The 21,897-nt window shown below is 71.5% G+C and carries 17 protein-coding genes and 1 pseudogene; 7 read left to right on the forward strand and 11 right to left on the reverse strand.

The annotated features are described in order from the left end of the window. Positions 1-107: 107 nt before the first annotated feature. The 3 genes from ACF08N_RS08290 to ACF08N_RS08300 form a co-directional block, all read right to left on the reverse strand. Positions 108-2,000: a SpoIIE family protein phosphatase gene (locus tag ACF08N_RS08290; RefSeq protein WP_392323776.1), complete on the reverse strand. Its 1,893-nt coding sequence runs from the start codon at positions 1,998-2,000 to the stop codon at positions 108-110. A 423-nt stretch (positions 2,001-2,423) separates the two neighbouring features. Further along, positions 2,424-3,104, reverse strand: coding sequence for a DUF402 domain-containing protein (locus ACF08N_RS08295; RefSeq protein WP_392323777.1), 681 nt, complete (start codon positions 3,102-3,104; stop codon positions 2,424-2,426). 44 nt (positions 3,105-3,148) lie between these two features. Then, positions 3,149-4,549: a class II fumarate hydratase gene (locus tag ACF08N_RS08300; RefSeq protein ID WP_392323778.1), complete on the reverse strand. Its 1,401-nt coding sequence runs from the start codon at positions 4,547-4,549 to the stop codon at positions 3,149-3,151. Positions 4,550-4,664: 115 nt separating this feature from the next. Here ACF08N_RS08300 and ACF08N_RS08305 point away from each other — a divergent pair, with 115 nt between their 5' ends. Then, on the forward strand, positions 4,665-6,200 hold the full coding sequence (locus ACF08N_RS08305; RefSeq protein WP_392323779.1) for a ricin-type beta-trefoil lectin domain protein: 1,536 nt from the start codon (positions 4,665-4,667) through the stop codon (positions 6,198-6,200). 132 nt (positions 6,201-6,332) lie between these two features. On the opposite strand, the gene ACF08N_RS08310 is transcribed toward ACF08N_RS08305, so the two are convergent. Continuing rightward, positions 6,333-8,738: a SpoIIE family protein phosphatase gene (locus tag ACF08N_RS08310; RefSeq protein WP_392323780.1), complete on the reverse strand. Its 2,406-nt coding sequence runs from the start codon at positions 8,736-8,738 to the stop codon at positions 6,333-6,335. A gap of 129 nt (positions 8,739-8,867) precedes the next feature. Continuing rightward, the gene (locus ACF08N_RS08315) at positions 8,868-10,532 is read right to left on the reverse strand and encodes a fumarate hydratase (RefSeq protein ID WP_392323781.1); all 1,665 of its coding nucleotides are present in this window, start codon (positions 10,530-10,532) and stop codon (positions 8,868-8,870) included. 308 nt (positions 10,533-10,840) lie between these two features. On the opposite strand from ACF08N_RS08315, the gene ACF08N_RS08320 reads away from it, so the two are divergent. Together ACF08N_RS08320 and ACF08N_RS08325 are read left to right on the forward strand one after the other, a co-directional pair. Further along, a complete protein-coding gene (locus ACF08N_RS08320) occupies positions 10,841-11,500 on the forward strand; it encodes a DUF1707 domain-containing protein (RefSeq protein WP_392323782.1) in 660 nt (219 codons plus the stop codon). 251 nt (positions 11,501-11,751) lie between these two features. Continuing rightward, a pseudogene (locus tag ACF08N_RS08325) lies at positions 11,752-11,883 on the forward strand (WhiB family transcriptional regulator); the annotation flags it as partial. 210 nt (positions 11,884-12,093) lie between these two features. Here ACF08N_RS08325 and glpX read toward each other — a convergent pair. After that, entirely contained in the window at positions 12,094-13,125 is a 1,032-nt protein-coding gene (gene glpX, locus ACF08N_RS08330) for a class II fructose-bisphosphatase (protein ID WP_392323783.1), read from the reverse strand. Positions 13,126-13,261: 136 nt separating this feature from the next. Here glpX and ACF08N_RS08335 point away from each other — a divergent pair, with 136 nt between their 5' ends. Next, complete coding sequence (locus ACF08N_RS08335) at positions 13,262-13,831, forward strand: DUF4245 domain-containing protein (RefSeq protein WP_392323920.1); 570 nt, start codon at positions 13,262-13,264, stop codon at positions 13,829-13,831. A 93-nt stretch (positions 13,832-13,924) separates the two neighbouring features. On the opposite strand, the gene ACF08N_RS08340 is transcribed toward ACF08N_RS08335, so the two are convergent. The 4 genes from ACF08N_RS08340 to ACF08N_RS08355 all read right to left on the reverse strand — a co-directional run bounded on the left by ACF08N_RS08340 (position 13,925) and on the right by ACF08N_RS08355 (position 17,912). Continuing rightward, positions 13,925-14,515 carry a malonic semialdehyde reductase gene (locus tag ACF08N_RS08340; protein ID WP_392323784.1) on the reverse strand — a complete coding sequence of 197 codons (591 nt, stop codon included), beginning with the start codon at positions 14,513-14,515 and terminating at the stop codon, positions 13,925-13,927. Between the two features lie 377 nt (positions 14,516-14,892). After that, positions 14,893-15,126 (reverse strand): exodeoxyribonuclease VII small subunit, encoded by a 234-nt coding sequence (locus ACF08N_RS08345; protein WP_215178486.1) that lies wholly within the window; start codon positions 15,124-15,126, stop codon positions 14,893-14,895. A gap of 54 nt (positions 15,127-15,180) precedes the next feature. Next, positions 15,181-16,389, reverse strand: a complete 1,209-nt coding sequence (gene xseA / locus ACF08N_RS08350) for an exodeoxyribonuclease VII large subunit (protein ID WP_392323785.1) — start codon at positions 16,387-16,389, stop codon at positions 15,181-15,183. A 116-nt stretch (positions 16,390-16,505) separates the two neighbouring features. After that, a complete protein-coding gene (locus ACF08N_RS08355) occupies positions 16,506-17,912 on the reverse strand; it encodes an APC family permease (protein ID WP_392323786.1) in 1,407 nt (468 codons plus the stop codon). Positions 17,913-18,000: 88 nt separating this feature from the next. Between ACF08N_RS08355 and ACF08N_RS08360 the strand changes: the two genes are divergently transcribed. Both ACF08N_RS08360 and ppgK read left to right on the forward strand, forming a co-directional pair. Next, positions 18,001-18,984 carry a 4-hydroxy-3-methylbut-2-enyl diphosphate reductase gene (locus ACF08N_RS08360; protein WP_392323787.1) on the forward strand — a complete coding sequence of 328 codons (984 nt, stop codon included), beginning with the start codon at positions 18,001-18,003 and terminating at the stop codon, positions 18,982-18,984. 59 nt (positions 18,985-19,043) lie between these two features. Beyond that, positions 19,044-19,784 (forward strand): polyphosphate--glucose phosphotransferase, encoded by a 741-nt coding sequence (ppgK, locus tag ACF08N_RS08365; protein ID WP_392323788.1) that lies wholly within the window; start codon positions 19,044-19,046, stop codon positions 19,782-19,784. Between the two features lie 45 nt (positions 19,785-19,829). On the opposite strand, the gene ACF08N_RS08370 is transcribed toward ppgK, so the two are convergent. Further along, entirely contained in the window at positions 19,830-20,423 is a 594-nt protein-coding gene (locus tag ACF08N_RS08370; RefSeq protein ID WP_392323789.1) for a DUF6542 domain-containing protein, read from the reverse strand. Positions 20,424-20,618: 195 nt separating this feature from the next. Here ACF08N_RS08370 and ychF point away from each other — a divergent pair, with 195 nt between their 5' ends. Then, positions 20,619-21,707, forward strand: a complete 1,089-nt coding sequence (ychF, locus tag ACF08N_RS08375) for a redox-regulated ATPase YchF (protein WP_392323790.1) — start codon at positions 20,619-20,621, stop codon at positions 21,705-21,707. Positions 21,708-21,897: the final 190 nt, after the last annotated feature.

A 21,897-nucleotide genomic window follows, 5' to 3' on the forward strand; every position in this document is an offset into this window, starting at 1 on the left:
CCCGGGATCCGGTCGGATCCCGGGGCGCCGCCGTATCAGCAGGTCATGAGGTCGGCGGTGCGGCCCGGACGCCTCGCGCACCGTGACGCCCGCGGCCGTCACACCCCCTAGGACCGGGCGGGCAGCTCGAACCAGACGACCTTGCCCGTCGACAGCCGTGTCGCCCCCCACCGCCGGGCCAGCCGGTTCACCAGGAACAGGCCGCGGCCGCCCTCGTCGGTGTCCCGGGCCCTGCGCTGCCGCGGCAGCTGCGGGGAGTCGTCGCCGACCTCGCAGCGCAGCACGTCGGTGCGCAGCAGCCGCAGCGTGACGGGACGCTCCGCGTACCGCACGGCATTGGTGACGACCTCGCTGACCAGCAGCTCCACCGAGTCGGACAGCTCCTCCAGGCCCCAGCGGGCGAGCGCCCGCCGCGCCAGGCGGCGGGCGCGGCTCGGGGCCGCGTCCTCCGGCTCCAGGAACCAGTACGCGACGTCACTGGGCGCGATCCCGTCGAAACGGGCCGCGAGCAGCGCGATGTCGTCGTCGCGGTCGCCCGGGCCCAGCATGTCGAGCACGTCGTCGCACAGCGCCTCCAGCGGGGGCGAGTGGTCGGGGCCGGTCAGCTGGGCGGTGTCGGCCAGGCGCTCGCGCAGCTGCTCGATGCCGGTCCACACGTCGCGCAGGCGCGACTCGACGAGGCCGTCGGTGTACAGCAGCAGCGTCGCCCCGGCGGGGGCGTCGAGCTCCACCGCCTCGAAGTCCACGCCGCCGACGCCGATGGGCGCGCCGGGCGGCACGCGCAGCACCTCGGCGCGGCCTCCGAGGTGCAGCAGGATGGGCGGCGGGTGGCCGGCGTTGGCGATGGTGATGCGGTGCGAGACCGGGTCGTAGACCGCGTACAGGCAGGTGGCCATGCGGTCGGCGCCCAGCCGCTGGGCCTGCTCGTCGAGGTGGTGCAGGACCTCCTGGGGAGGCAGGTCGAGACCGGCGAGCGTCTGTGCCGTGGTGCGCAGCTGGCCCATGATCGCGGCGGACTTCATGGAGTGGCCCATGACGTCGCCCACGACCAGCGCGACCCGGCTGCCGGGCAGCGGGATCGCGTCGTACCAGTCGCCGCCGACGCGGGCCGTCTCGGCGGCCGGCAGATAGCGCGAGGCGAGCTTCACGCCGGTCGGCTGGGGCAGCGAGTCGGGCAGCATCGTGCGCTGCAGCTCGTCGGCGATGTACGCCTCGCGGCCGTAGAGCACGGCCTTGTCGATGCCGAGCGCGGTGTGGGTGGCGAGCTGGGCGGCGACCAGCAGGTCGTTCGGCTCGAAGGCCGGACGGTCGGGGCGGCGCAGGAAGACCGCGGCGCCGATCACGCGGCGCCGGCCGCGGAGCGGGGCGAGTATCGCGCGATGGCCGCTGGGCACGCTGCGTCCGTCGCCGAGCAGCTCGGGCAGCGCGGCGCGCGCGGCCGCGGAGTCGCCGAAGACCGGCCGCACCCCGCGCAGCACCTCGGACAGGGCACTGCCCGAGTGCACCTCGCACAGCTCGGCGGCGGGCGCCAGGTCGGTCCCCGGGTCCAGCAGGGGCATGAGGGCGCCCCTGCCCTGGTCGGTGTCATCGGCGTTTAAACGCAGCCGGTCGCTGCGGCGCAGCCGGAGCACGAACGGCGACACCGGCCGCTCGTCGCCCACGGGCAGCGGGTCGCGCAGGTAGACGAGTATCGCGTCGGAGAAGGTCGGTACGGTCGCCCGGCACAGGCCGAGCACGATCTCGTCCAGGTCGATCCCGCGCGCGATCCGCCGCGTCGCGGCGCCCACGAACCGCAGCCGGTCGCCCTCGCGGCGCGCGGTGCCGGCGATGTCCTGGGCCTGCGCCTGCAAAGCGTGCGTCTGCGTCTGGGGCTGCGGCTTCGGCGGCGGTCCGGAAGGCACGGCTGCGGCCCCGGCCGCCTCCGCCCGCGGCCGGGTGCGTTCCTGGGACCGGGCAGCCAGGGGCTGCCGGCCTTCGTGGGAGGTGGGATGCTCCGTCACGCGTGGGATTCCGTCCGTCCGGGCCGGTTGTGCGAGGCAACCGCCTTGTGGGGCGGTATACCCGCTCTGGAGGCGGCGTCGACAGGGTGGCGGGCATCCGGCACAGCTCTACCCCCTGTATGACTCGTACTGACTCATGGTGACTCGTGCTGACGTGCGGTCCTCGGCGTGCGCTCAGCTCTCCCTCGTACGGCACAGCTTGCGGACGACGATCCTACGTTTGCCCCCAGGGGGCGCATCAAGAGTCTCACGAGGTCGTATACGCCGGAGCGCGTTCCGTGACCGGATTCGGACACCCGGACGGGACCGGCGAGGTCACAGGGGCGGAGAGATCGGGCGGAGCGGTCGTCGAAACGATCAGTTTCGGCCAGCTTCGCTCCGCGTCAACGCTTCTCCGGCGTGCCGCCGACCCGTCGGCGCACGTCAGGAGGCCAGACGGCGGGCCGGAGTGCGGGCCCAGTCGGCGGGCAGCTGCGGAACCGGCCAGGACGGATCCGGCCGCCAGTGCTCCCAGCCCGAGGAGAACGGCGCCTCCCAGGCCCGGATCGACTCCACGGCCGCCCGGCCCGCCGCCCGCACCCGCGCCGCCTTCCGGGCGTCCATCAGCCCGACGCGCTGCGCCTGCGCGAACTCGTCCTCGTCCCGCCACAGCCAACTGCGGTCGGGGTACACCGAGATGTCGAGAAAGTGGTCCTCGGAGTCGACGCCGCCCGCCCAACGGGTGCGCGGCTCCTCGAGATTGACGTACCAGCTCCTGAACCGCCAGCCCGACTCCCAGAACAGCCAGACCGACCACGGGTCACCGGGGCGGGCGAGTTTCAGCACCCCCGAGCCGAACCAGCGGCCCCGGGTGAGCGTGCGCGGGGCCGTGTAGCGGGTCGCGAGCGGCTCCTGGTGGACGGGAGTGCCGTCCACCAGGACCGGCTTCACGCACTCCGTCCCCGGCGCCATCCAGACCGCGAGCAGCTCCTCGGTGTCCTGGACGACCGTGACCGGCCGGCAGATGTGCACGCTGCAGCCGTCCAGATCCGGGGCATGGCCGCGGTAGCGCCAGAGGATCTGGTCCCCGGGCGCCCAGCGTGCGATGCGTTCCGTGCCTGTCATGAGCAGATCTTAGGAGCAAGGCACCCCCGTCGCTGCGATGCGGATCACGGGTGCGTCATACGCAGCACGTCCAGTGCCTCGTCCAACTGCTCGACGGTCAGGGCGCCGCGCTCCACGTAGCCGGACTCCAGGACGACCTCCCGGATCGTCTTGCGTTCGGCGAGCGACTTCTTGGCGACCTTCGCGGCCTCCTCGTAGCCGATGTACCGGTTGAGCGGGGTGACGACCGAGGGGGAGGACTCGGCGTACTCGCGTGCCCGCTCGACGTTCGCCGTGATGCCGTCGACCGTACGGTCCGCGAGGAGCCGGGAGGCGCTCGCGAGCAGCCTGACCGATTCCAGCAGGTTCTTGGCCATCACCGGCAGCATCACGTTGAGCTCGAAGTTCCCCGCCGCGCCGGCGGCGGCGACCGTGGCGTCGTTGCCGGTCACCTGGGCCGCCACCATCAGAACGGCCTCCGGGATCACCGGGTTGACCTTGCCCGGCATGATCGAGGAACCGGGCTGGAGGTCGGGCAGGGCGATCTCGGCGAGTCCCGTGCGCGGCCCGGACGCCATCCAGCGCAGATCGTTGCAGATCTTGGTCAGGGAGACGGCGATCGTGCGGAGCTGGCCGGACGTCTCCACCAGGCCGTCGCGGGCGCCCTGCGCCTCGAAGTGGTCGCGGGCCTCGGTCAGCGGCAGCCCGGTCGTGCGCGCGACCTCGGCGATGACCGCGGCCGAGAACCCGGGCGGGGTGTTGATGCCGGTGCCCACGGCCGTGCCGCCGAGCGGCAGTTCGGCCAGCCGCGGCAGGGACGCCTTCAGGCGCTCGACGCCGTACCTGACCTGCGCCGCGTAACCGCCGAACTCCTGGCCGAGCGTCACCGGCGTCGCGTCCATCAGATGCGTACGGCCGGACTTCACGACCGTCGCGAACTCCGTCGCCTTGCGCTCCAGGGAGGCCGCCAGGTATTCCAGCGCCGGGATCAGGTCGCCCGTGACCGCCGCTGTCGCCGCGATGTGGATCGAGGAGGGGAAGACGTCGTTGGACGACTGGGAGGCGTTCACATGGTCGTTGGGGTGGACGTCGCGGCCCAGCCGCTCGGTCGCGAGCGTCGCGAGGACCTCGTTGGCGTTCATGTTCGACGACGTGCCGGAGCCGGTCTGGAAGACGTCGACCGGGAAGTGGTCGTCCCACCGGCCGTCGGCGACCTCCGCCGCCGCGTCGGCGATCGCCTGCGCGATGTCCGCGTCCAGGACGCCCAGTTGGGCGTTGACCCGGGCCGCGGCCGCCTTGACGCGGGCCAGGGCCTCGATGTGCGCGCGCTCCAGGCGCTGACCGGACACGGGGAAGTTCTCCACGGCCCGCTGGGTCTGTGCCCGCCACTTGGCATGCGCGGGCACCCGCACCTCTCCCATGGAGTCGTGCTCGATCCGGAACCCGTCCGCGTCGGCGTCGCTCATCGCTGTCCTTCCTCCCGAACGTCTCGAAAAGTTGAGCAGTTGTCTTGTTCCGTCTATTCCCAACTGCGCTACCCGCCAGTAAATACCCGGAGTAACCACAACTCGGGGAGGCGCAATGAAGGGAACAGGCCGAAGACTTCGCACACTGAGGCGCACCGCGGCCGCCGCCGCGGCACTCGCCACCGTCCTGGGCGGGACGGCGCTCACCGTCCCCGCCGCGGCCGGCACCCCGGCTGCGTCGTCTCCGGCGGCGGTGCCGCTGCCGCCCGAACTCGAAGCCGTCCGCGCGGCCGAGGCCACCGCACTCTACGGCAGCCCGGAGGAACGCCCGCCGGCCCAGCGCAGGACCGGCCTGATCTCGCTGGGCGACAGCGAGATCTCCGGCGAGGGCGTCGGCACCTACGAGCCCGGCACGAACGGTCCCGACAACTGGTGCCACCGCTCGCCCGACGCGGCGATCCACCGCACGGGCATCGCCGCGGACGTCACGTACAACGTCTCCTGCTCCGGCGCGTCCACCGTCAACATCCGCATCGGCGGGCAGAAGCAGTACGCCGACGAACTCGTCCAGAGCGACAACCTGGCCGTCAAGGCCCGCAACACCCGCATCAAGATGGTGCTGCTGGTCGCGGGCGCCAACGACGACCTCCAGTTCGGCCCCGTGATGACCGACTGCGTCACCCGATACCTGCTCTTCCAGGGGCCCTGCGAGCCGAAGTACGCACCCGGCTGGCAGGCCCGCGTCGACGGACTCGTCCCCAAGGTCGAACAGACCGTGCGCGACCTGCGGACCGTCATGCGGGACGCCGGCTACGCGGACGGCGACTACAAGCTCGTCGTGATGGGCTACCCGAGCCCCATCGGCCCCGACTTCCGCGACAACCCACACTTCCCCGGCAAACTTGCCTGCGGAGGCATGGGCTACGACTCCGACACGGTGTGGGGCCGCAACGCCGCCGTCCCGGCCCTCCAGCGCGGCATGCGCGCGGCCGCGCGCAGCACGGGTGCGGTGTACCTCGACAACTCCCGCCTCTTCCACGGCCATGAGGTCTGCTACGAGGACACGTGGGCGCGCGGGCTGTACGTAGACGTCTCCAACCCCTTCCCGCCGGACGCCAACTCGGTCCGGCAGTCCTTCCACCCCAACATCCGGGGCCATGCGGCCTTCGCGTCGTGCCTGACGCAGCTGTACGCCTCGAACGCGCGGGAGGCGAGCTGCGCCGACATCCACTCGACCGGGAAGCCGGTCCTCTTCCCGTACGCCTGGGACGACGTCTACAAGCCGCTGAAGAACGGGGCCACCGGCAACTGCGCCGACGTGCAAGCCGCCGACAGCGCCAACGGCAGCGCCGTGCTCGGCTGGGACTGCCACGGCGGCCGCAACCAGAACTGGTGGCACGACTCCACCCGGCGGACCGTCCACACGGAGCTCACGCAGGACCGCTGCCTGGACGTGCCGGGCGCCGATTACCGGACGGGCGCGGCGCTGATCGTCTGGGACTGCCACGGCGGGGCAAACCAGGCGTTCGTCCGTGACGGGGCCACGGTCCGGCCGGCGGCCGCGACCGGACTCTGCCTGACCCAGGCGCAGGCGCGGCAGCCGCTGCGGCTCCAGACCTGCGACGGCTCGGCGAACCAGCGGTTCGTCTAGGAGGTGTCCGGCCAAGATCCGCCGGACACCCCCCTGGCCACGGTCCCGCCGAACGCCGCGGCCCCCGTCCGTTGCAGGACGGGGGCCGCGGTCTCGTCGGCGGCTCCGGAGACTCTCGAAAGGGACATGGCGTCAGAGGTCGGGCGTCGGCAGCGCCTGTTCGGCCCAGATGGTCTTGCCGGTGACGCCCGCGCGGGTGCCCCAGCGGTCGGTCACTTGGGCGACCAGCAGGAGGCCGCGGCCGCCCTCGTCGTAGACGCGGGCCCGGCGCATGTGGGGCGCGGTGCTGCTGCCGTCGGAGACCTCGCAGATCAGGGTGCGGTCGCGGATGAGCCGCAGCTGGATGGGGGCGCCGCCGTAGCGGATGGCGTTGGTGACGAGTTCGCTCACGACGAGTTCGGTGGCGAAGGAGAGGTCGTCCAGTCCCCAGTGCGTCAACCGCTCGGTGACGTACTGCCGGGCGGTGGCGACCACCGCGGGATCCACGGGCAGGTCCCAGACCGCGACCTGGCCGGCGTCCAGCGTGCGGGTACGGGCGAGCAGCAGCGCCACGTCGTCGGCGGGGCGGTCGGGGAGCAGGGCCTTGAGCACCGTGTCGCAGGCGTCCTCCAGGTTGGCGGCCGGGGCCGCCAGGGCGCCGCAGAGGGCCGCGGTGCCCTGGTCGACGTCGAGGTCGCGCGCCTCGACGAGGCCGTTCGTGTAGAGGGCCAGGACGCTTCCTTCGGGCAGTTCCAACTCCGTGGCCTCGAAGGGGAGTCCGCCGACACCGAGCACCGGGCCGGCGGCCACCTCGACGACGTGGACGATTCCGTCGGGGTACAGGACGACGGGCGGCGGATGCCCGGCGGAGGCGACCGTGCAGCGGCGTGACACCGGGTCGTACACCGCGTACAGGCAGGTCGCCCCGATCTCCCCTGCCTCCGTGCTCTGGTCGGTCGACAGATGCCCGACCAGGTCGTCCACGTGGGTGAGCAGCTCGTCCGGCGGCAGATCCACGTCGGCCAGCGTCCACACCGCCGTACGGAGCCGCCCCATGGTGACGGAGGCGTGGATGCCGTGTCCGACGACGTCCCCGACGACCAGCGCCACGCGGGTCCCGGACAGCGGAATCACATCGAACCAGTCCCCGCCCACCCCGGCCTGCGACAGCGCCGGAAGGTAGCGGGAGGCGAACTCGACCGCCGCCTGCCCCGCCACCGACTGGGGCAGCAGGCTGCGCTGCAGGGCCAGTGCGGTGGTGCGCTCCCTGGTGTACCGGCGGGCGTTGTCCACACACACGGCGGCGCGGCTGGCCAGCTCCTCCGCCAGCGACACGTCGGCGTCGTCGAAGGGGTCGGGGTGCTGAGGGGTGAGCTGACGGACGAAAACGGTCACCCCCAGCGTCGTACCGCGCGCCCGCAGGGGCACGGCCATGAGGGAGAGATCCGCGTCGTGCGCCTCGCGGAGCTTGGCGGACCGCGCGCCGTGCCGTGTCAGCCAGGTGTCGAGGTCCCTCTCACCGGTCCTGCTGAGCACCGTCCGGCCGGTGGCGAGCGCGCGGGCGGGCGGCGAGAAGGGCGGATACACGTCCGCCGAGCCCAGATCGACCGCCGCCTCCGGTGTCCCGGCGCTGGGGGAGTGGTGCGCGACCCGGCGCAGCTCCACATCGGCGCCCACCGGGCCGACGGCCGGTTCCTCGCCCTGGAGCACGGAGTCCAGCAGGTCCACGCTGACGAAGTCGGCGAGCCGGGGTACCACCAGTTCGGCCAGCTCCCGGGCGGTGCGGATCACGTCCAGCTTCGTGCCGATGCCGGCCGCGGCCTCGTTCAGTATGGCCAGCCGCTGCCGCGCCCAGTGCTGCTCGCTGCTGTCGAACGCGGCGAGTGCGACACCGAGCAGATGCCCGGAGGAGTCGCGGAGCGGCCACATCTCGGTGTTCCAGGCGTGCTCACGGAACCCGGACGGCGCGCGGGTGTAGCTCTCGTAGTGGACCGGCTGCCCGGTCTCGGCCACCTGCCGCAGGTGGCGCAGGAACCCCCTGCTGTGATCGGCGTGCTCCACCGTGTCCAGGTAGAACCGGCCGAGGAACTCGTCCTCGTGGATGCCCATGACCCGGCACGCCGTGTCGTTCATCCGCAGATACCGCTGCTCGGTGTCGAAGACGGACATCGACATCGACGCCTGCTGGAACGCCAGCGCCCCCAGAGCCTCGTCCCGGCCGCTCCGGCCGTCCGGCTCCGCGATGGTGATCACGAACTCCGGCCGCTCCTCGGGGCCTCGCCGCATGAAGCACCCCCGCAGGACCACCTCGCCGTGCTGCCCGTCCCGGTGCCGTACCGCCACCACCGCCGTGCCGCCGCTCCGCAGCGTCCGCCATGCGTCGCCGGTGTCCCCGGCCGCCAGCACGGTGGCCGGCCGGCCGGTCACCTCTTCCGCCGTGTACCCCGTCAGCCGGCGGGCCGCCTCGCTCCAGCCCGTGACGATGCCGCGTTCATCGACCACCGCCAGGGGGGTACCGGGCGTGGCCGTCCGCTCGTCATCGCGCGGCGATATCGCCATATGTCCAAGAATCATCTGATTGAGCGGCCGCATCAAGCGGGACGACGCGGCCGCCGCGGCGGTCCGAGGGCAACGACAGAGCCCCCGGCGGGTGCCGGGGGCTCTGTCGTGTCGACGGAAGGGGCCGGGTCAGACGAGCCCCGGTCCCCGCACCGGGATCGACGTGAACGTCGGCGCGGGCGCCGGGTCCTGGAAGAAGTCGTTGCCCTTGTCGTCGACCACGATGAACGCCGGGAAGTCCTCCACCTCGATCTTCCACACCGCTTCCATGCCGAGCTCCTCGTACTCGACGACCTCGACCTTCTTGATGCAGTCCTGCGCGAGGCGCGCGGCCGGGCCGCCGATCGAGCCGAGGTAGAAGCCGCCGTGCGTGCCGCACGCGTCGGTGACCTGCTTGGACCGGTTCCCCTTGGCCAGCATGATCTTGGAGCCGCCCGCCGCCTGGAACTGCTCGACGTAGGAGTCCATCCGGCCGGCCGTCGTCGGACCGAAGGAGCCGGAGGCGTAGCCCTCGGGAGTCTTGGCCGGGCCGGCGTAGTAGACCGGGTGGTCCTTCAGGTACTGCGGCATCTCCTCGCCCGCGTCCAGCCGCTCCTTGATCTTCGCGTGCGCGATGTCGCGCGCGACGACCAGCGGGCCGGTCAGGGACAGCCGGGTCTTGACCGGGTACTTGGTCAGCTCGGCGAGCATCTCGTCCATCGGCCGGTTGAGGTCGATCTTCACGACGTCGCCCGCGTCGAGGTGGGCGTCCTCGGTCTCCGGCAGGAAGCGCGCCGGGTCGGTCTCCAGCTGCTCCAGGAAGACGCCCTCCGCGGTGATCTTCGCGACGGCCTGGCGGTCGGCCGAGCAGGAGACGGCGATCGCGACGGGCAGCGAGGCGCCGTGCCGCGGCAGACGCACCACGCGCACGTCGTGGCAGAAGTACTTGCCGCCGAACTGCGCGCCGATGCCGATCTTCTGCGTGAGCTCGAAGACCTTCTTCTCCAGCTCCTCGTCGCGGAAGCCGTGCCCGAGCTCCGACCCCTCGGACGGCAGCTCGTCGAGGTAGTGCGCGGAGGCGTACTTCGCGGTCTTGAGCGCGAACTCGGCGCTGGTGCCGCCGACGACGATCGCCAGGTGGTACGGCGGGCAGGCGGCCGTGCCGAGCGAACGGATCTTCTCCTCCAGGAACTTCATCATGCTCGCCTCGTTGAGCACGGCCTTCGTCTCCTGGTAGAGGAAGGACTTGTTGGCGCTGCCGCCGCCCTTGGCCATGAAGAGGAACTTGTACGCGCCGCCGTCGGTCGCGTACAGCTCGATCTGCGCCGGGAGGTTGGAGCCGGTGTTCTTCTCCTCCCACATGGTGAGCGGGGCCATCTGCGAGTACCGCAGGTTGAGCTTGGTGTACGCGTCGTAGATGCCGCGCGAGAGGGCTTCCTCGTCCCCGCCCTCGGTCAGCACGTTCTGGCCGCGCTTGCCCATGACGATCGCGGTGCCGGTGTCCTGGCACATGGGCAGGACACCGGCGGCCGCGATGTTCGCGTTCTTCAGCAGGTCGAGGGCGACGAACTTGTCGTTGCTCGACGCCTCCGGGTCGTCGATGATCTTCCGGAGCTGCGCCAGGTGGGCCGGGCGGAGGTAGTGCTGGATGTCGTGGATCGCCTCGGCGGCGAGCGTGCGCAGCGCCTCCGGCTCGACCTTGAGGAACGTACGGCCGTCGGCCTCGAAGGTGGAGACACCTTCGGAGGTCACCAGGCGGTAGGGCGTGGTGTCCTCTCCCAGGGGGAGCAGATCGGAGTACGCAAACTCTGGCATTTTTCGGCCATTCCTCACTCGGCAGACAGCAGCGCCGCCTCCATTGGCAGCGCGCTCTCCAGCGTAGAGCGCGCCTGGGGAGCCGGGCCTGTGAGGTAAGGCTCAGTTCCGGACGGGCGATGTACGGGTCGGCCAAGTGAGGGCCACGATGCGTGTCGGGCCTGCCGCTGTGAGTGATTCATCCGGATGGTGCGCGTATGTACGGACTCTTGGTGTGCCGGTCCTTCGGTGCTCGCCTCCCGGTGAGAGCCGAAGGCGCTTGTGGCGCCGACTAGTCGCGATCTATCGCGTTTCGCTACGCTGGTTCCGTGGACCTCGAGAAGCAGCCCCAGAAGCCCGCCGCTCCGCGGGAGGCCGGCGATGCCCTCCGCGCCTCGGACGCCGACCGCGACCGGATCGCGGACATCCTCAGGGACGCCCTGGCCGAAGGCCGGCTGGACGCCGAGGAGCACTCCGAGCGCATCGATGCCGTCTACCGCGCCAAGACCCTCGGTGAACTGGAGCCGCTCGTCAGGGACTTGCCCGCGGCCGGCCGGCGCTCCGGCAGCGACCCGTACGCGCAGGAGAGCGGCGAGCCCGCCGGCCCTCCCGAGAACCTCGTCGCCGTGTTCTCCAGTTCCACCCGCAAGGGACGCTGGCGCGTCGGCCGCAGGACGAACGCGTTCTCCCTGTTCGGAAGCGTCGAGATCGACCTCACCGAGGCCCTTTTCGGACAGCGCCTCACCGTCATCAACGCGACGTCGATCTTCGGCAGCGTGGAGGTCCGCGTCCCCGAGAACATCACGCTGCGCGGCAGCGGCACCGGCTTCTTCGGGAACTTCGAGGTCGTCACGCTGGAGGCCGCCGACCCCGAGGCGCCTGTGGTCGTCGTCAACGGCTACTCGGTTTTCGGCAATGTCGAGGCCAAGCCCAAGCGGGGCCGCCGTATCTCCGATCTCCACGACCGCCTGCGCAAACACCTCGGCTGACGGCCGCGCGGACCGGAGCATTTCGCGCCGCGCGCGCCGATACGCAATTCCGTGCGTCGGAACTCAGTGCCACTCAGTGCTTAGGAGTGCGCACAGCGGGTAGGGACTGGCTCATCGTCTCTCGCTCGCGAATCCGTCGTCAGGAGTAGACCGTGCTGCAACTGCCGCATCAGTCCTTGCAGGTAGCCGCCGTTCCGCCTCAGCGCATCCCTGCTCGGGAGGATCAGGCCGGTCCCTGGCACGCGGAGGCGGTGTGCCGCCGCGACGAGGCCGGGCTCTTCTTCGCCCCCTCGAAGGAACCGACGGCCGCGCGCCTGTCGCGCGAGGAGGCGGCCAAGCGGGTCTGCGCCCGCTGCCCCGTGATGGTCGAGTGCCGGGAGCACGCCCTGCTCCAGCCCGAGCCGTACGGGGTGTGGGGCGGCCTCACGGCTGCCGAGCGCCGCGTGGTCCTGGCCCGGCGGCGCCGGCGCGAGGTGGAGCTGAAGAAGTCCCCCTCGGCGGCCTGAGCGCACGGCAGCGGTCACACGCGACACACGGGAAGGGGCGCCCCCGCACGAGGGGCGCCCCTTCCGTTCGTTCGTCTCCCGCCCCGCCTACTTCGCGCGGTCGAAGTCGATCTTGCTGTACGCGCGCAGCTTCGACAGCCGGTGCGTGGAGTCGATCTGACGGATCGTGCCGGACTTCGAGCGCATCACCAGCGAGGACGTGGTCGCGGTCTCCGAGCGGTAGCGGACGCCGCGCAGCAGCTCGCCGTCCGTGATGCCGGTGGCGACGAAGAACACGTTCTCCCCGCTGACCAGGTCGTTCGTGGACAGCACCCGGTCCAGGTCGTGCCCGGCGTCGATCGCCTTCTGGCGCTCCGCGTCGTCCTTGGGCCACAGCTTGCCCTGGATGACTCCGCCGAGGCACTTGATGGCGCAGGCCGAGATGATGCCCTCGGGCGTACCGCCGATGCCGAGCAGCAGGTCCACGCCCGTACCCTCGCGGACGGCCATGATCGAACCGGCGACGTCGCCGTCCGAGATGAACTTGATCCGGGCGCCGGTCTCCCGGATCTCCTTGACGATGCCCTCGTGGCGGGGGCGGTCCAGGATCACGACGGTGACGTCCTCGGGGGACATGTTCTTGGCCTTGGCGACCCGGCGGATGTTGACCGAGACGGGGGCGTTGATGTCGACGAAGTCGGCGGCCTCGGGGCCGGTCACCAGCTTGTCCATGTAGAAGACCGCGGACGGGTCGAACATGGTGCCGCGGTCGGCGGCGGCCAGGACGGCGATGGCGTTCGGCATGCCCTTGGCGTTGAGCGTGGTGCCGTCGATCGGGTCGACGGCGATATCGACCTCGGCGCCGGTGCCGTCGCCGATCCGCTCCCCGTTGTAGAGCATGGGCGCTTCGTCCTTCTCGCCCTCGCCGATGACGACGACGCCGTTCATCGAGACGGTGGAGACAAGGGTTCGCATGGCGTTGACCGCCGCGCCGTCGGCACCGATCTTGTCGCCGCGGCCCACCCAGCGGCCGGCGGCCATGGCGGCGGCCTCGGTGACGCGGACAAGCTCGAGGGCGAGGTTGCGGTCGGGGGCCTCGGGGGAGACCTCGAGCTCGGACGGCAGATGATGCTCGGTCATCGGAGCGCACCTTTCTGTACGGCGACGGCCGGGGATAAGGAGGGTGCTGCGACTCTATCGGTACGTCGACAAATTGAGCAGAGGGGCCCACGTATGAGCACAACACCATGATGCGACCATGGGGGGCGTGGCAGGTATGCGAGGCAAGCAGACAATCCGTGGCATGTTCCAGTCCATGGCGGTGATCGGCGTCGTCGTGGCGGGTATCTACATGCTCGTTCCGCACGACGAGCACGCGGACCCGATCAAGACGGTCGACTACCGCGTCGAGCTGGTGACGGCACAGCGGGCCGCTCCCTACCCGGTGGCCGCGCCGGAGGGGCTGGGCAAGGGATGGCGGGCGACGTCGGTCACCTTCGACCGCGCGGACGCCCACGCCTGGCACATCGGCTTCCTCGACCCGGACAACCAGTACGTCGCGGTGGAGCAGTCCACGGCGAAGGCGGCCGACAAGTACGTCCGCGAGGTCACCCACCAGGCGGCCAGGACCGACGGGACGCGGCAGGTGGCCGGCGAGACCTGGCAGCTGTGGGAGGGCCCCAAGTACGACGCCCTGGTGCTGACGGCCGGCGGCGCGACCACGGTGGTCACCGGCACGGCCTCCCCGGCGCGGCTGGCGGAACTGGCGGCCGCGCTCAGCCCCCGGCCGGGCGAGCCCAAGGAGTCCGCGCAGCCGTCGGCCCCGGCGAGCCCCGCGAAGCAGTAACCGCCGCCGCTGCAGGCACGGCGAAGGCCGCCGCACCCGGTCGGGTGCGGCGGCCTTTCGCGTGGCGGCCTGCGCGTGGCGCGCGGGGGCGGCTCACACGGTGGTGACGACGTCGTCGTAGGCCAGGCGCGGGGAGCGCGGGAACCAGGCGTCCTCGCCCGGCTTGCCGATGTTGACGACCATCAGCGGGGTGTGGTCGTCGTCCAGGAACTCCTTCTGGATGCCCGCGGCGTCGTAGCCGGTCATCGGGCCGGCGGCCAGACCGGCGGCGCGGACGCCGACGATGAAGTAGGCGGCCTGGAGCGCGGCGTTGAGGCCGGCGGCCGACTCGCGGACCGGGCGCTCGCTGAAGAAGAGGTCCTTGGCCTGCGGGAAGTGCGGCAGCAGGGAGGGGAGCTCCTCGTGGAACTCGTTGTCGGCGGCCAGGATCGCGACCAGCGGGGCGGCGGCGGTCTTGGCCTGGTTGCCCTCGGCCATGTGCGCGACCAGACGCTCGCGGGCCTCGGCGGAGCGGACCAGCACGACGCGCAGCGGGGTCTGGTTGAAGGCGGTCGGCCCGTACTTGACCAGGTCGTAGATCGCCTGGACCTGCTCGTCGGTCACCGGCTCGTCGGTGAACGCGTTGGCGGTGCGGGCCTCACGGAAGAGGAGGTCCTGGGCGGCGGGGTCGAGAACGAGCGACATGGCGGGATGTACCTTCCGAAGCGGTTCATGGGTCAACCAACGAATTCACCGTACAAGGCCAGAGGTTCAAGTTTCAACAAAACTCGGGCGTCGTGAGCCGACTCACAGAAGGTTCCTGTGGGCGGGGTTGCGGCCCCTTCTTACGGTCGGGCCCCCGGGTGACCCTGACCTTGCGGTCGGCCCCCGGGTGGCCGGTCCTGGTCTTGAGGTTGGCCCCCAGCCGGTCCTGCCCTGACGGCCGGTCCCCAGGCGCCGTCCTGGCCCGGTCCGCCGGCCGGTCCCAGCCGCGTCCTGGCCGGGACCGCCCCAGCCGCGCGTCCTGGCCCCGGTCCGCCGGCCAGGCGCAGCCGCGTCCTGGCCCGGTCCGCCGGACGGCGCTAGCTCTCGCCGCCGTCTCCGTCCGGCTCCGCCTCCGCCAGCGCCGCGTCCAGGCGAGCCCGGGCGCCCTCCAGCCAGTGGCGGCACACCTTCGCCAGCTCCTCGCCGCGCTCCCACAGGGCGAGGGACTCCTCCAGCGTCGTCCCGCCCGCTTCCAGGCGGCGCACGACCTCGATCAGCTCGTCCCGCGCCTGCTCGTAACCGAGCGCGGCCTCTTCCGTCTTGGCAGCCATGCCATCCACCCTATGTGTGAGAAACGTACGCAATTCCCGCAGCGGCCCGAGGCCTCACTCGTCGACCCGCACCGCGAACTCGCCCCGGGCGACCCGCGCCCGCAGCCCCTCGCCCGCGCTCACGTCCTCCGGCGAGCGGACCACCGCTCCGTCGGCGCGCTGGAGCACCGCGTAACCCCGCTCCATCGTCGCGGCGGGGGACAGTGAGAGCACGCGCGCCCGGGTGTGCGCGAGCTCCGAGTCCGCGCGGTCCAGAAGGTGCCCGAGCACCCGCCGGCTGCGCGCCAGCAGCGCGTCCACCTCCTCCTCGCGCTGCTCGACCATCCGCTGAGGATGCTCCATGCAGGGCCGGGCCAGACAGTGCGCCAGGCCGCGCTCCTCGCGGTCCAGCAGCCCCTCGACCGTCCGCAGCGCACGCTCCCTCAGCTGGCGCACGCGCTGGAGCTCCTCGCCCACGTCCGGGACGACCTTCTTCGCCGCGTCCGTCGGCGTGGACGCCCGAAGGTCGGCCACCAGGTCCAGCAGCGGCGAGTCCGGCTCGTGCCCGATGGCCGACACGACCGGTGTCGTGCATGCGGCCACCGCCCGCACCAGCTGCTCGTCGGAGAACGGCAGCAGGTCCTCCACGCTGCCCCCGCCGCGCGCCACGATGATCACGTCCACGTCGTCCAGCGCGTCCAGCTCCTTCACCGCCTGGACGACCTGGGTCACGGCGTGGACACCCTGCACGGCCACATTGCGCACCTCGAAACGGACGTGCGGCCAGCGCCGGCGCGCGTTCTCCAGCACGTCGCGCTCGGCCGCCGACGCACGCCCGCACACCAGCCCCACCCGGTGCGGCAGGAACGGCAGCGCCCGCTTGCGGTCCGGCGCGAACAGGCCCTCGGCGCCCAGCGAGCGCTTCAACTGCTCCAGCCTCGCGAGCAGTTCACCGATGCCCACCGGCTTTATCTCCGTGGCCCGCAGCGACAGCTGCCCCCGGGGCGCGTACCACTCCGGCTTGGCGAGCACCACGACCCGCGCGCCCTCGGACACCACGTCGGCGACCGCGTCGAACACCTGGCGGAAGCAGGTGACGCTCACCGAGATGTCGTACGACGGGTCGCGCAGGGTCAGGAAGACGACCCCGGCGCCCGGCCGCCGCGACAGCTGGGTGATCTGTCCCTCCACCCAGACCGCCCCGAGCCGGTCGATCCACCCCCCGATGAGCCGCGACACCTCGCCGACGGGCAGGGGAGCATCCGCGGACGTGTTGAGAGCCATACGGGCGAGCGTAACGGCCGGGTACGACAACTCCCGCGAACGGAACCGGCCGCCTCGGCCCGGAGAGGCCGCCTACCCGGCGCCTGCCCGCGGGTGCCTCCGCCCGGAGGGGCCGTCTACCCGGCTCCGGGCTCCCTGCCCGTGCCGGGTCCGTTCGGCGGGATCCCGCGCCGCCCCCACTGCACCGACAGCACCACGAGCCCGATCCCGAGCCACACCACACCCATGACCTGCGCCGACCCCGCCGCCTCCACGATCACCGCGAGCAGCACGCCGATGCCCAGCACAGGGACCAGCAGATGGCGCACCCAGTCGGGCGTGCCGTTCATCCGGCGGACCACGAACCAGCCGATCACGCTCGCGTGCAGCAGCACGAACGCCGACAGGGCCCCGATGTCCACCACCGACACGAGGTGGTCGAGCCCGTCGTCGCGCTGCGCCGCCCACACCGCCGCGACCAGCGTCACCGCGGCCGCCAGCAGCAGCGCGAGCCGCGGCACCCCCGCATCCGTACGCGCCAGCACCCGCGGCAGCCGCCGGTCGCGTGCCATCGCGAAGAGCAGCCGGCCGGCCGCCGCCTGCCCGGCCAGTGCCGCGAACGCCGCGCCGATCGCCTTGCTCACCGCCACCAGATCGTGCAGCCAGGTGCCGATCGAGGCGTCGACGGCGTCGTAGAAGGCCGACCGCTGCCTGCCCGGCTCGGCGGCCAGCTCCGCCGACGACACCGGCTCCAGGAGCGCCACCAGATAGGTCTGCGCCACGAACAGCGCACCCGCGAGTCCCAGACAGAACAGGACCGCCCGCGCCACCTTCCGCGACCCGCCCGTCACTTCCTCCGCGAACGAGGCGATGGCGTCGAAGCCGAGATACGACAGCACCGCGATCGACACCCCACTGAAGACCGCCGCCAGGGAGAAACCCATGTCCCCGGTCAGCGGCGACAGCCAGCCGCGCTGGGCGCCGTCGCGCGCGAGCACCACGACCGCCGAGACCAGGAAGACCAGCAGCACCACGATCTCCATGGCGAGCACGGCGAAGCCGACCCGTGCCGCGGCCCGGACACCCCGCAGGTTCAGCAGCGTCGTCACCACGACCGCGATCGACGTCCACACCCACCGGTCCACCTCCGGGACCAGGGCCTCCATCGCGATGCCGGAGAAGAGGTACGCCACCGCCGGGATGAGCAGGTAGTCGAGCATCGCCATCCACCCGGCGACGAACCCGGGCGCCTCGCCCAGCCCCTTGCGCGCGTACGCGAACACCGACCCGGCCTGCGGGGCGACCTGGACCATCTGCGCGTAACTCGAAGCGGTGAACGCCATGGCGATCGTGGCCACGACGTAGACGAGGGCGACCGCGCCGCCGGACGTGGCGTCGAGCGCGCCGAAGACGCCCACGGGCGCCATGGGCGCGATGAACAGCAGCCCGTAGACGACCAGATCACGGAACCCGAGCGTCCGCCGCAGCTCGGTGTGGCCCGGCACGGCCGCGGGCCGGGCCTCCGGCGCGGTTCCTCGCCTCATCACGGTCCCTCCGTCGCCACGGGTTACGGCCAGTCTGCTGTCCACAGGTGATCAGTCGCCTGTTGGGTGCGGCCTTACGATGGGACGCATGACTGCTACGCCGACTGCCCGACGCGTCCTCCTCGCCGCTCCCCGTGGCTACTGCGCGGGCGTGGACCGTGCCGTGATCGCCGTGGAGAAGGCCCTGGAGCAGTACGGGTCTCCCATCTACGTCCGCCACGAGATCGTCCACAACAAGTACGTCGTGCAGACCCTGGAGAGGAAGGGCGCGATCTTCGTCGACGAGACGGCGGAGGTCCCCGAGGGGTCGATCGTCATGTTCTCCGCCCACGGCGTGGCGCCGACCGTGCACGAGGAGGCCGCCGAGCGGAAGCTCGCGACCATCGACGCGACCTGCCCGCTGGTGACCAAGGTCCACAAGGAGGCCGTGCGGTTCGCCAACGAGGACTACGACATCCTCCTGATCGGCCACGAGGGCCACGAGGAGGTCATCGGCACCTCCGGCGAGGCGCCCGACCACATCACCCTCGTCGACGGCCCGGACGACGTGGCGAACGTCGAGGTCCGCAACCCCGACAAGGTCGTCTGGCTCTCCCAGACCACGCTGTCCGTCGACGAGACGATGGAGACGGTCGACGCGCTGAAGACCAAGTTCCCCGGCCTGATCTCCCCGCCGAGCGACGACATCTGCTACGCCACGCAGAACCGCCAGACCGCCGTCAAGCAGATGGGCGCCGAGGCCGACCTGGTCATCGTCGTCGGCTCCAAGAACTCGTCGAACTCGGTACGCCTCGTCGAGGTGGCGCTGGGCGCCGGTGCCCGTGACGCGCACCTCGTCGACTTCGCCGAGGAGATCGACGAGGCCTGGCTGGAGGGCGTCTCCACGGTGGGCGTGACCTCCGGCGCCTCCGTGCCCGAGGTGCTGGTCGAGGGCGTGCTGGAGTGGCTGTCGAAGCGCGGCTTCGAGGACGTCGAGATCGTCAAGGCGGCGGAGGAGTCGATCACGTTCTCGCTCCCCAAGGAGCTGCGCCGCGACCTGCGTGCGGAGGCGGCCGAGCTGTCCGGCCAGTAGCCGCGGGCACCGGGCCCGCACGCTCGTCACCCTCCGCTCGCCCCCTTAACGTTGTGTCCATGAACGTCTTCGGAGTGGACATCGGCGGTTCCGGGATCAAGGGCGCTCCCGTGGATCTGGAGCGGGGCGACCTGGCCGAGGAGCGCCACAAGGTGCTGACACCGCATCCCGCCACACCGGACGCGGTGGCGGACGGCGTCGCCGAGGTGGTCGCCCACTTCGGCTGGAACGGCCCGGTCGGCATCACGTTCCCGGGCGTCGTCACCGGCGGTGTCACCCGCACCGCGGCCAACGTCGACAGGGGCTGGGTCGACCGGGACGCGGCACGCCTCCTCGGCGACCGCCTCGGCGGACTGCCGGTGACCGTGCTGAACGACGCGGACGCGGCGGGTGTGGCGGAGATGACGTTCGGCGCGGGCCGCGGCCGCAAGGGCACGGTGATCCTGCTGACATTCGGCACGGGCATCGGCAGCGCGCTCTTCATCGACGGCCGCCTGGTCCCCAACACCGAGCTCGGCCACCTCGAACTGGACGGGCACGACGCCGAGAAGCGCGCCTCCACGAAGGCCAAGGAGGACGCGGACCTGAGCTGGGCGCAGTGGGCGCGCCGGGTCCAGAAGTACCTGGCGCACGTGGAGATGCTGTTCTCTCCGGAGCTGTTCGTGATCGGCGGCGGGGTGAGCCGCAAGGCCGAGAAGTTCCTGCCGCTGATCGAGGGCGTGCGGGCGGAGATCGTTCCCGCGGAGCTGCAGAACAACGCGGGCATCGTGGGGGCGGCGATGGCGGCGGCGGGCCGCTGAACGGCGCCCGGAGACGTCAGTCGTCGCGGGCGCCCTTCGGTGGTGTCAGTCGTGGCGGGCGGCCCCGCCCGGGCCCCCGCCCGGCTGTCCCTGTCCCTGTCCCGCCGAGCGGGACCGGCGCCGTCGGCGCCCCATCATCCGTACCTTCCGTACGCAGGTGATCAGGCCGGCGATCAGGGTCCCGCCGTACAGCCAGCCCGCGTGCACGGCGAGCGCGGTGACGATGGCCATCGTCTGGCCGCCGAAGCCGCCGTCGCCGCCGGAGATCGGCACGATCCCCACGGCGAACGCGATCGGCACGATGACCGGGGCCATCACCACGTCGGCCTCGCGCACCCACAACGCCGTCAGCGCGCTGACCGGCAGGAACAGCAGCCCGTAGGCCACCGCCGAGCCGTTCAGGAGAAGCCAGTCCAGGCTGCCGAGCGCCAGCATCACCGAGGCGCCGAAGAGTCCGGCGCCGAGCCCGGTCAGCCGGGGATTCGGCAGCCGGCGCAGCGCGAGCACGACCGGCGGCACCGGCCGCGGGGGCCGCGCGGGCACCGGGTAGACGGTGCCGTCGGCGAGCGCGCCCCGGGGCGGAAGGGTGCCCTGCGGACGCTGCCGGGGCTGGGGGCGACGAGTCCTGTGCTGCTCCACAGCGACCAACGTAGGTGGCGGGGAGCCGGTAGGGAGGTACCAGACACGCCCTTTGGGTGACCTTGGCACTTCATTCGACTCCCGGCGGCCGTCGCTGTCCGGCCCGCCCCGCCCGTAAACTGGTGGATCGGCCCGCCCGTGCCGGGCCGTACGGCCCCCCGCCAGTCCTCACTCTCCACTCAGGAAGTCGCCAACGTGTCGCTCACGATCGGAATCGTCGGTCTGCCGAATGTCGGCAAGTCGACCCTGTTCAACGCCCTGACCAAGAACGACGTGCTGGCGGCCAACTACCCGTTCGCCACGATCGAGCCGAACGTGGGCGTCGTCGGCGTCCCGGACGCCCGGCTCACGAAGCTGGCCGAAATCTTCTCCTCGCAGCGGACCCTCCCGGCGACGGTCGACTTCGTCGACATCGCGGGCATCGTGCGCGGCGCGAGCGAGGGCGAGGGCCTGGGCAACAAGTTCCTGGCGAACATCCGCGAGTCGGACGCGATCTGCCAGGTGATCCGCGCCTTCAAGGACGAGAACGTCGTGCACGTCGACGGCAAGGTCTCGCCGAAGGACGACATCGAGACGATCAACACCGAGCTGATCCTCGCGGACCTGCAGACGATCGAGAAGGTCCTGCCGCGTCTGTCCAAGGAAGCGCGCATCAAGAAGGACGTGGCCCCCAAGGTCGCGGCCGTCGAGGCGGCGAAGGAGATCCTGGAGCGGGGCGACACGCTCTTCTCGCAGGGCATCGTCCAGGGCTCCGAGAAGGCCGAGCTGCTGCACGATCTGCACCTGCTCACCACGAAGCCGTTCCTCTACGTCTTCAACGTCGACGAGGACGAGCTGACGGACGACGCCTTCAAGGACGAGCAGCGCGCCCTGGTGGCCCCGGCCGAGGCGATCTTCCTGAACGCCAAGCTGGAGGCGGACCTCGCCGAGCTCGACGAGGACGAGGCCCTGGAACTCCTCCAGTCCGTCGGCCAGGAGGAGCCGGGCCTGGCGACCCTCGCCCACGTCGGCTTCCGCACGCTCGGCCTGCAGACCTACCTCACGGCAGGCCCCAAGGAGTCCCGCGCCTGGACGATCAAGAAGGGCGCCACGGCCCCCGAGGCGGCCGGCGTGATCCACACCGACTTCCAGAAGGGCTTCATCAAGGCGGAGGTCATCTCCTTCGCGGACCTGGTGGAGACGGGCTCGGTCGCGGAGGCCCGCGCGAAGGGCAAGGCGCGCATGGAGGGCAAGGAGTACGTGATGCAGGACGGGGACGTGGTGGAGTTCCGCTTCAACGTGTGAGCGGATGACGTAGCACCACGCGGCGGCCTGGCACACATGCAGGTCGAAAGGGGCCCGACTCTTCGGAGTCGGGCCCCTTTTTCCTGTGCTGGGTTGGTTTCCCGCCTATCCCGTCCCCTGGCCGGGAACGGTATGGGGCAGTGGCCGGGAACCGTCGGGTGTGGGTGGGACGTGGTTTCCTCGGAAGGCG

This window comes from Streptomyces sp. NPDC015127 (assembly GCF_043080095.1).
In the GTDB taxonomy this organism is placed as follows: Bacteria; Actinomycetota; Actinomycetes; order Streptomycetales; family Streptomycetaceae; genus Streptomyces.

Coding starts and splice junctions, on each gene's coding strand:
- ACF08N_RS08295 (WP_392323777.1), bottom strand. CDS start 3,104: ATGACAGGCACGGAACGCATCGCACGCTGGGCGCCCGGGGACCAGATC.
- ACF08N_RS08300 (WP_392323778.1), bottom strand. CDS start 4,549: ATGAGCGACGCCGACGCGGACGGGTTCCGGATCGAGCACGACTCCATG.
- ACF08N_RS08305 (WP_392323779.1), top strand. CDS start 4,665: ATGAAGGGAACAGGCCGAAGACTTCGCACACTGAGGCGCACCGCGGCC.
- ACF08N_RS08310 (WP_392323780.1), bottom strand. CDS start 8,738: ATGGCGATATCGCCGCGCGATGACGAGCGGACGGCCACGCCCGGTACC.
- ACF08N_RS08315 (WP_392323781.1), bottom strand. CDS start 10,532: ATGCCAGAGTTTGCGTACTCCGATCTGCTCCCCCTGGGAGAGGACACC.
- glpX (WP_392323783.1), bottom strand. CDS start 13,125: ATGACCGAGCATCATCTGCCGTCCGAGCTCGAGGTCTCCCCCGAGGCC.
- ACF08N_RS08335 (WP_392323920.1), top strand. CDS start 13,262: ATGCGAGGCAAGCAGACAATCCGTGGCATGTTCCAGTCCATGGCGGTG.
- ACF08N_RS08340 (WP_392323784.1), bottom strand. CDS start 14,515: ATGTCGCTCGTTCTCGACCCCGCCGCCCAGGACCTCCTCTTCCGTGAG.
- ACF08N_RS08345 (WP_215178486.1), bottom strand. CDS start 15,126: ATGGCTGCCAAGACGGAAGAGGCCGCGCTCGGTTACGAGCAGGCGCGG.
- xseA (WP_392323785.1), bottom strand. CDS start 16,389: ATGGCTCTCAACACGTCCGCGGATGCTCCCCTGCCCGTCGGCGAGGTG.
- ACF08N_RS08355 (WP_392323786.1), bottom strand. CDS start 17,912: ATGAGGCGAGGAACCGCGCCGGAGGCCCGGCCCGCGGCCGTGCCGGGC.
- ACF08N_RS08360 (WP_392323787.1), top strand. CDS start 18,001: ATGACTGCTACGCCGACTGCCCGACGCGTCCTCCTCGCCGCTCCCCGT.
- ppgK (WP_392323788.1), top strand. CDS start 19,044: ATGAACGTCTTCGGAGTGGACATCGGCGGTTCCGGGATCAAGGGCGCT.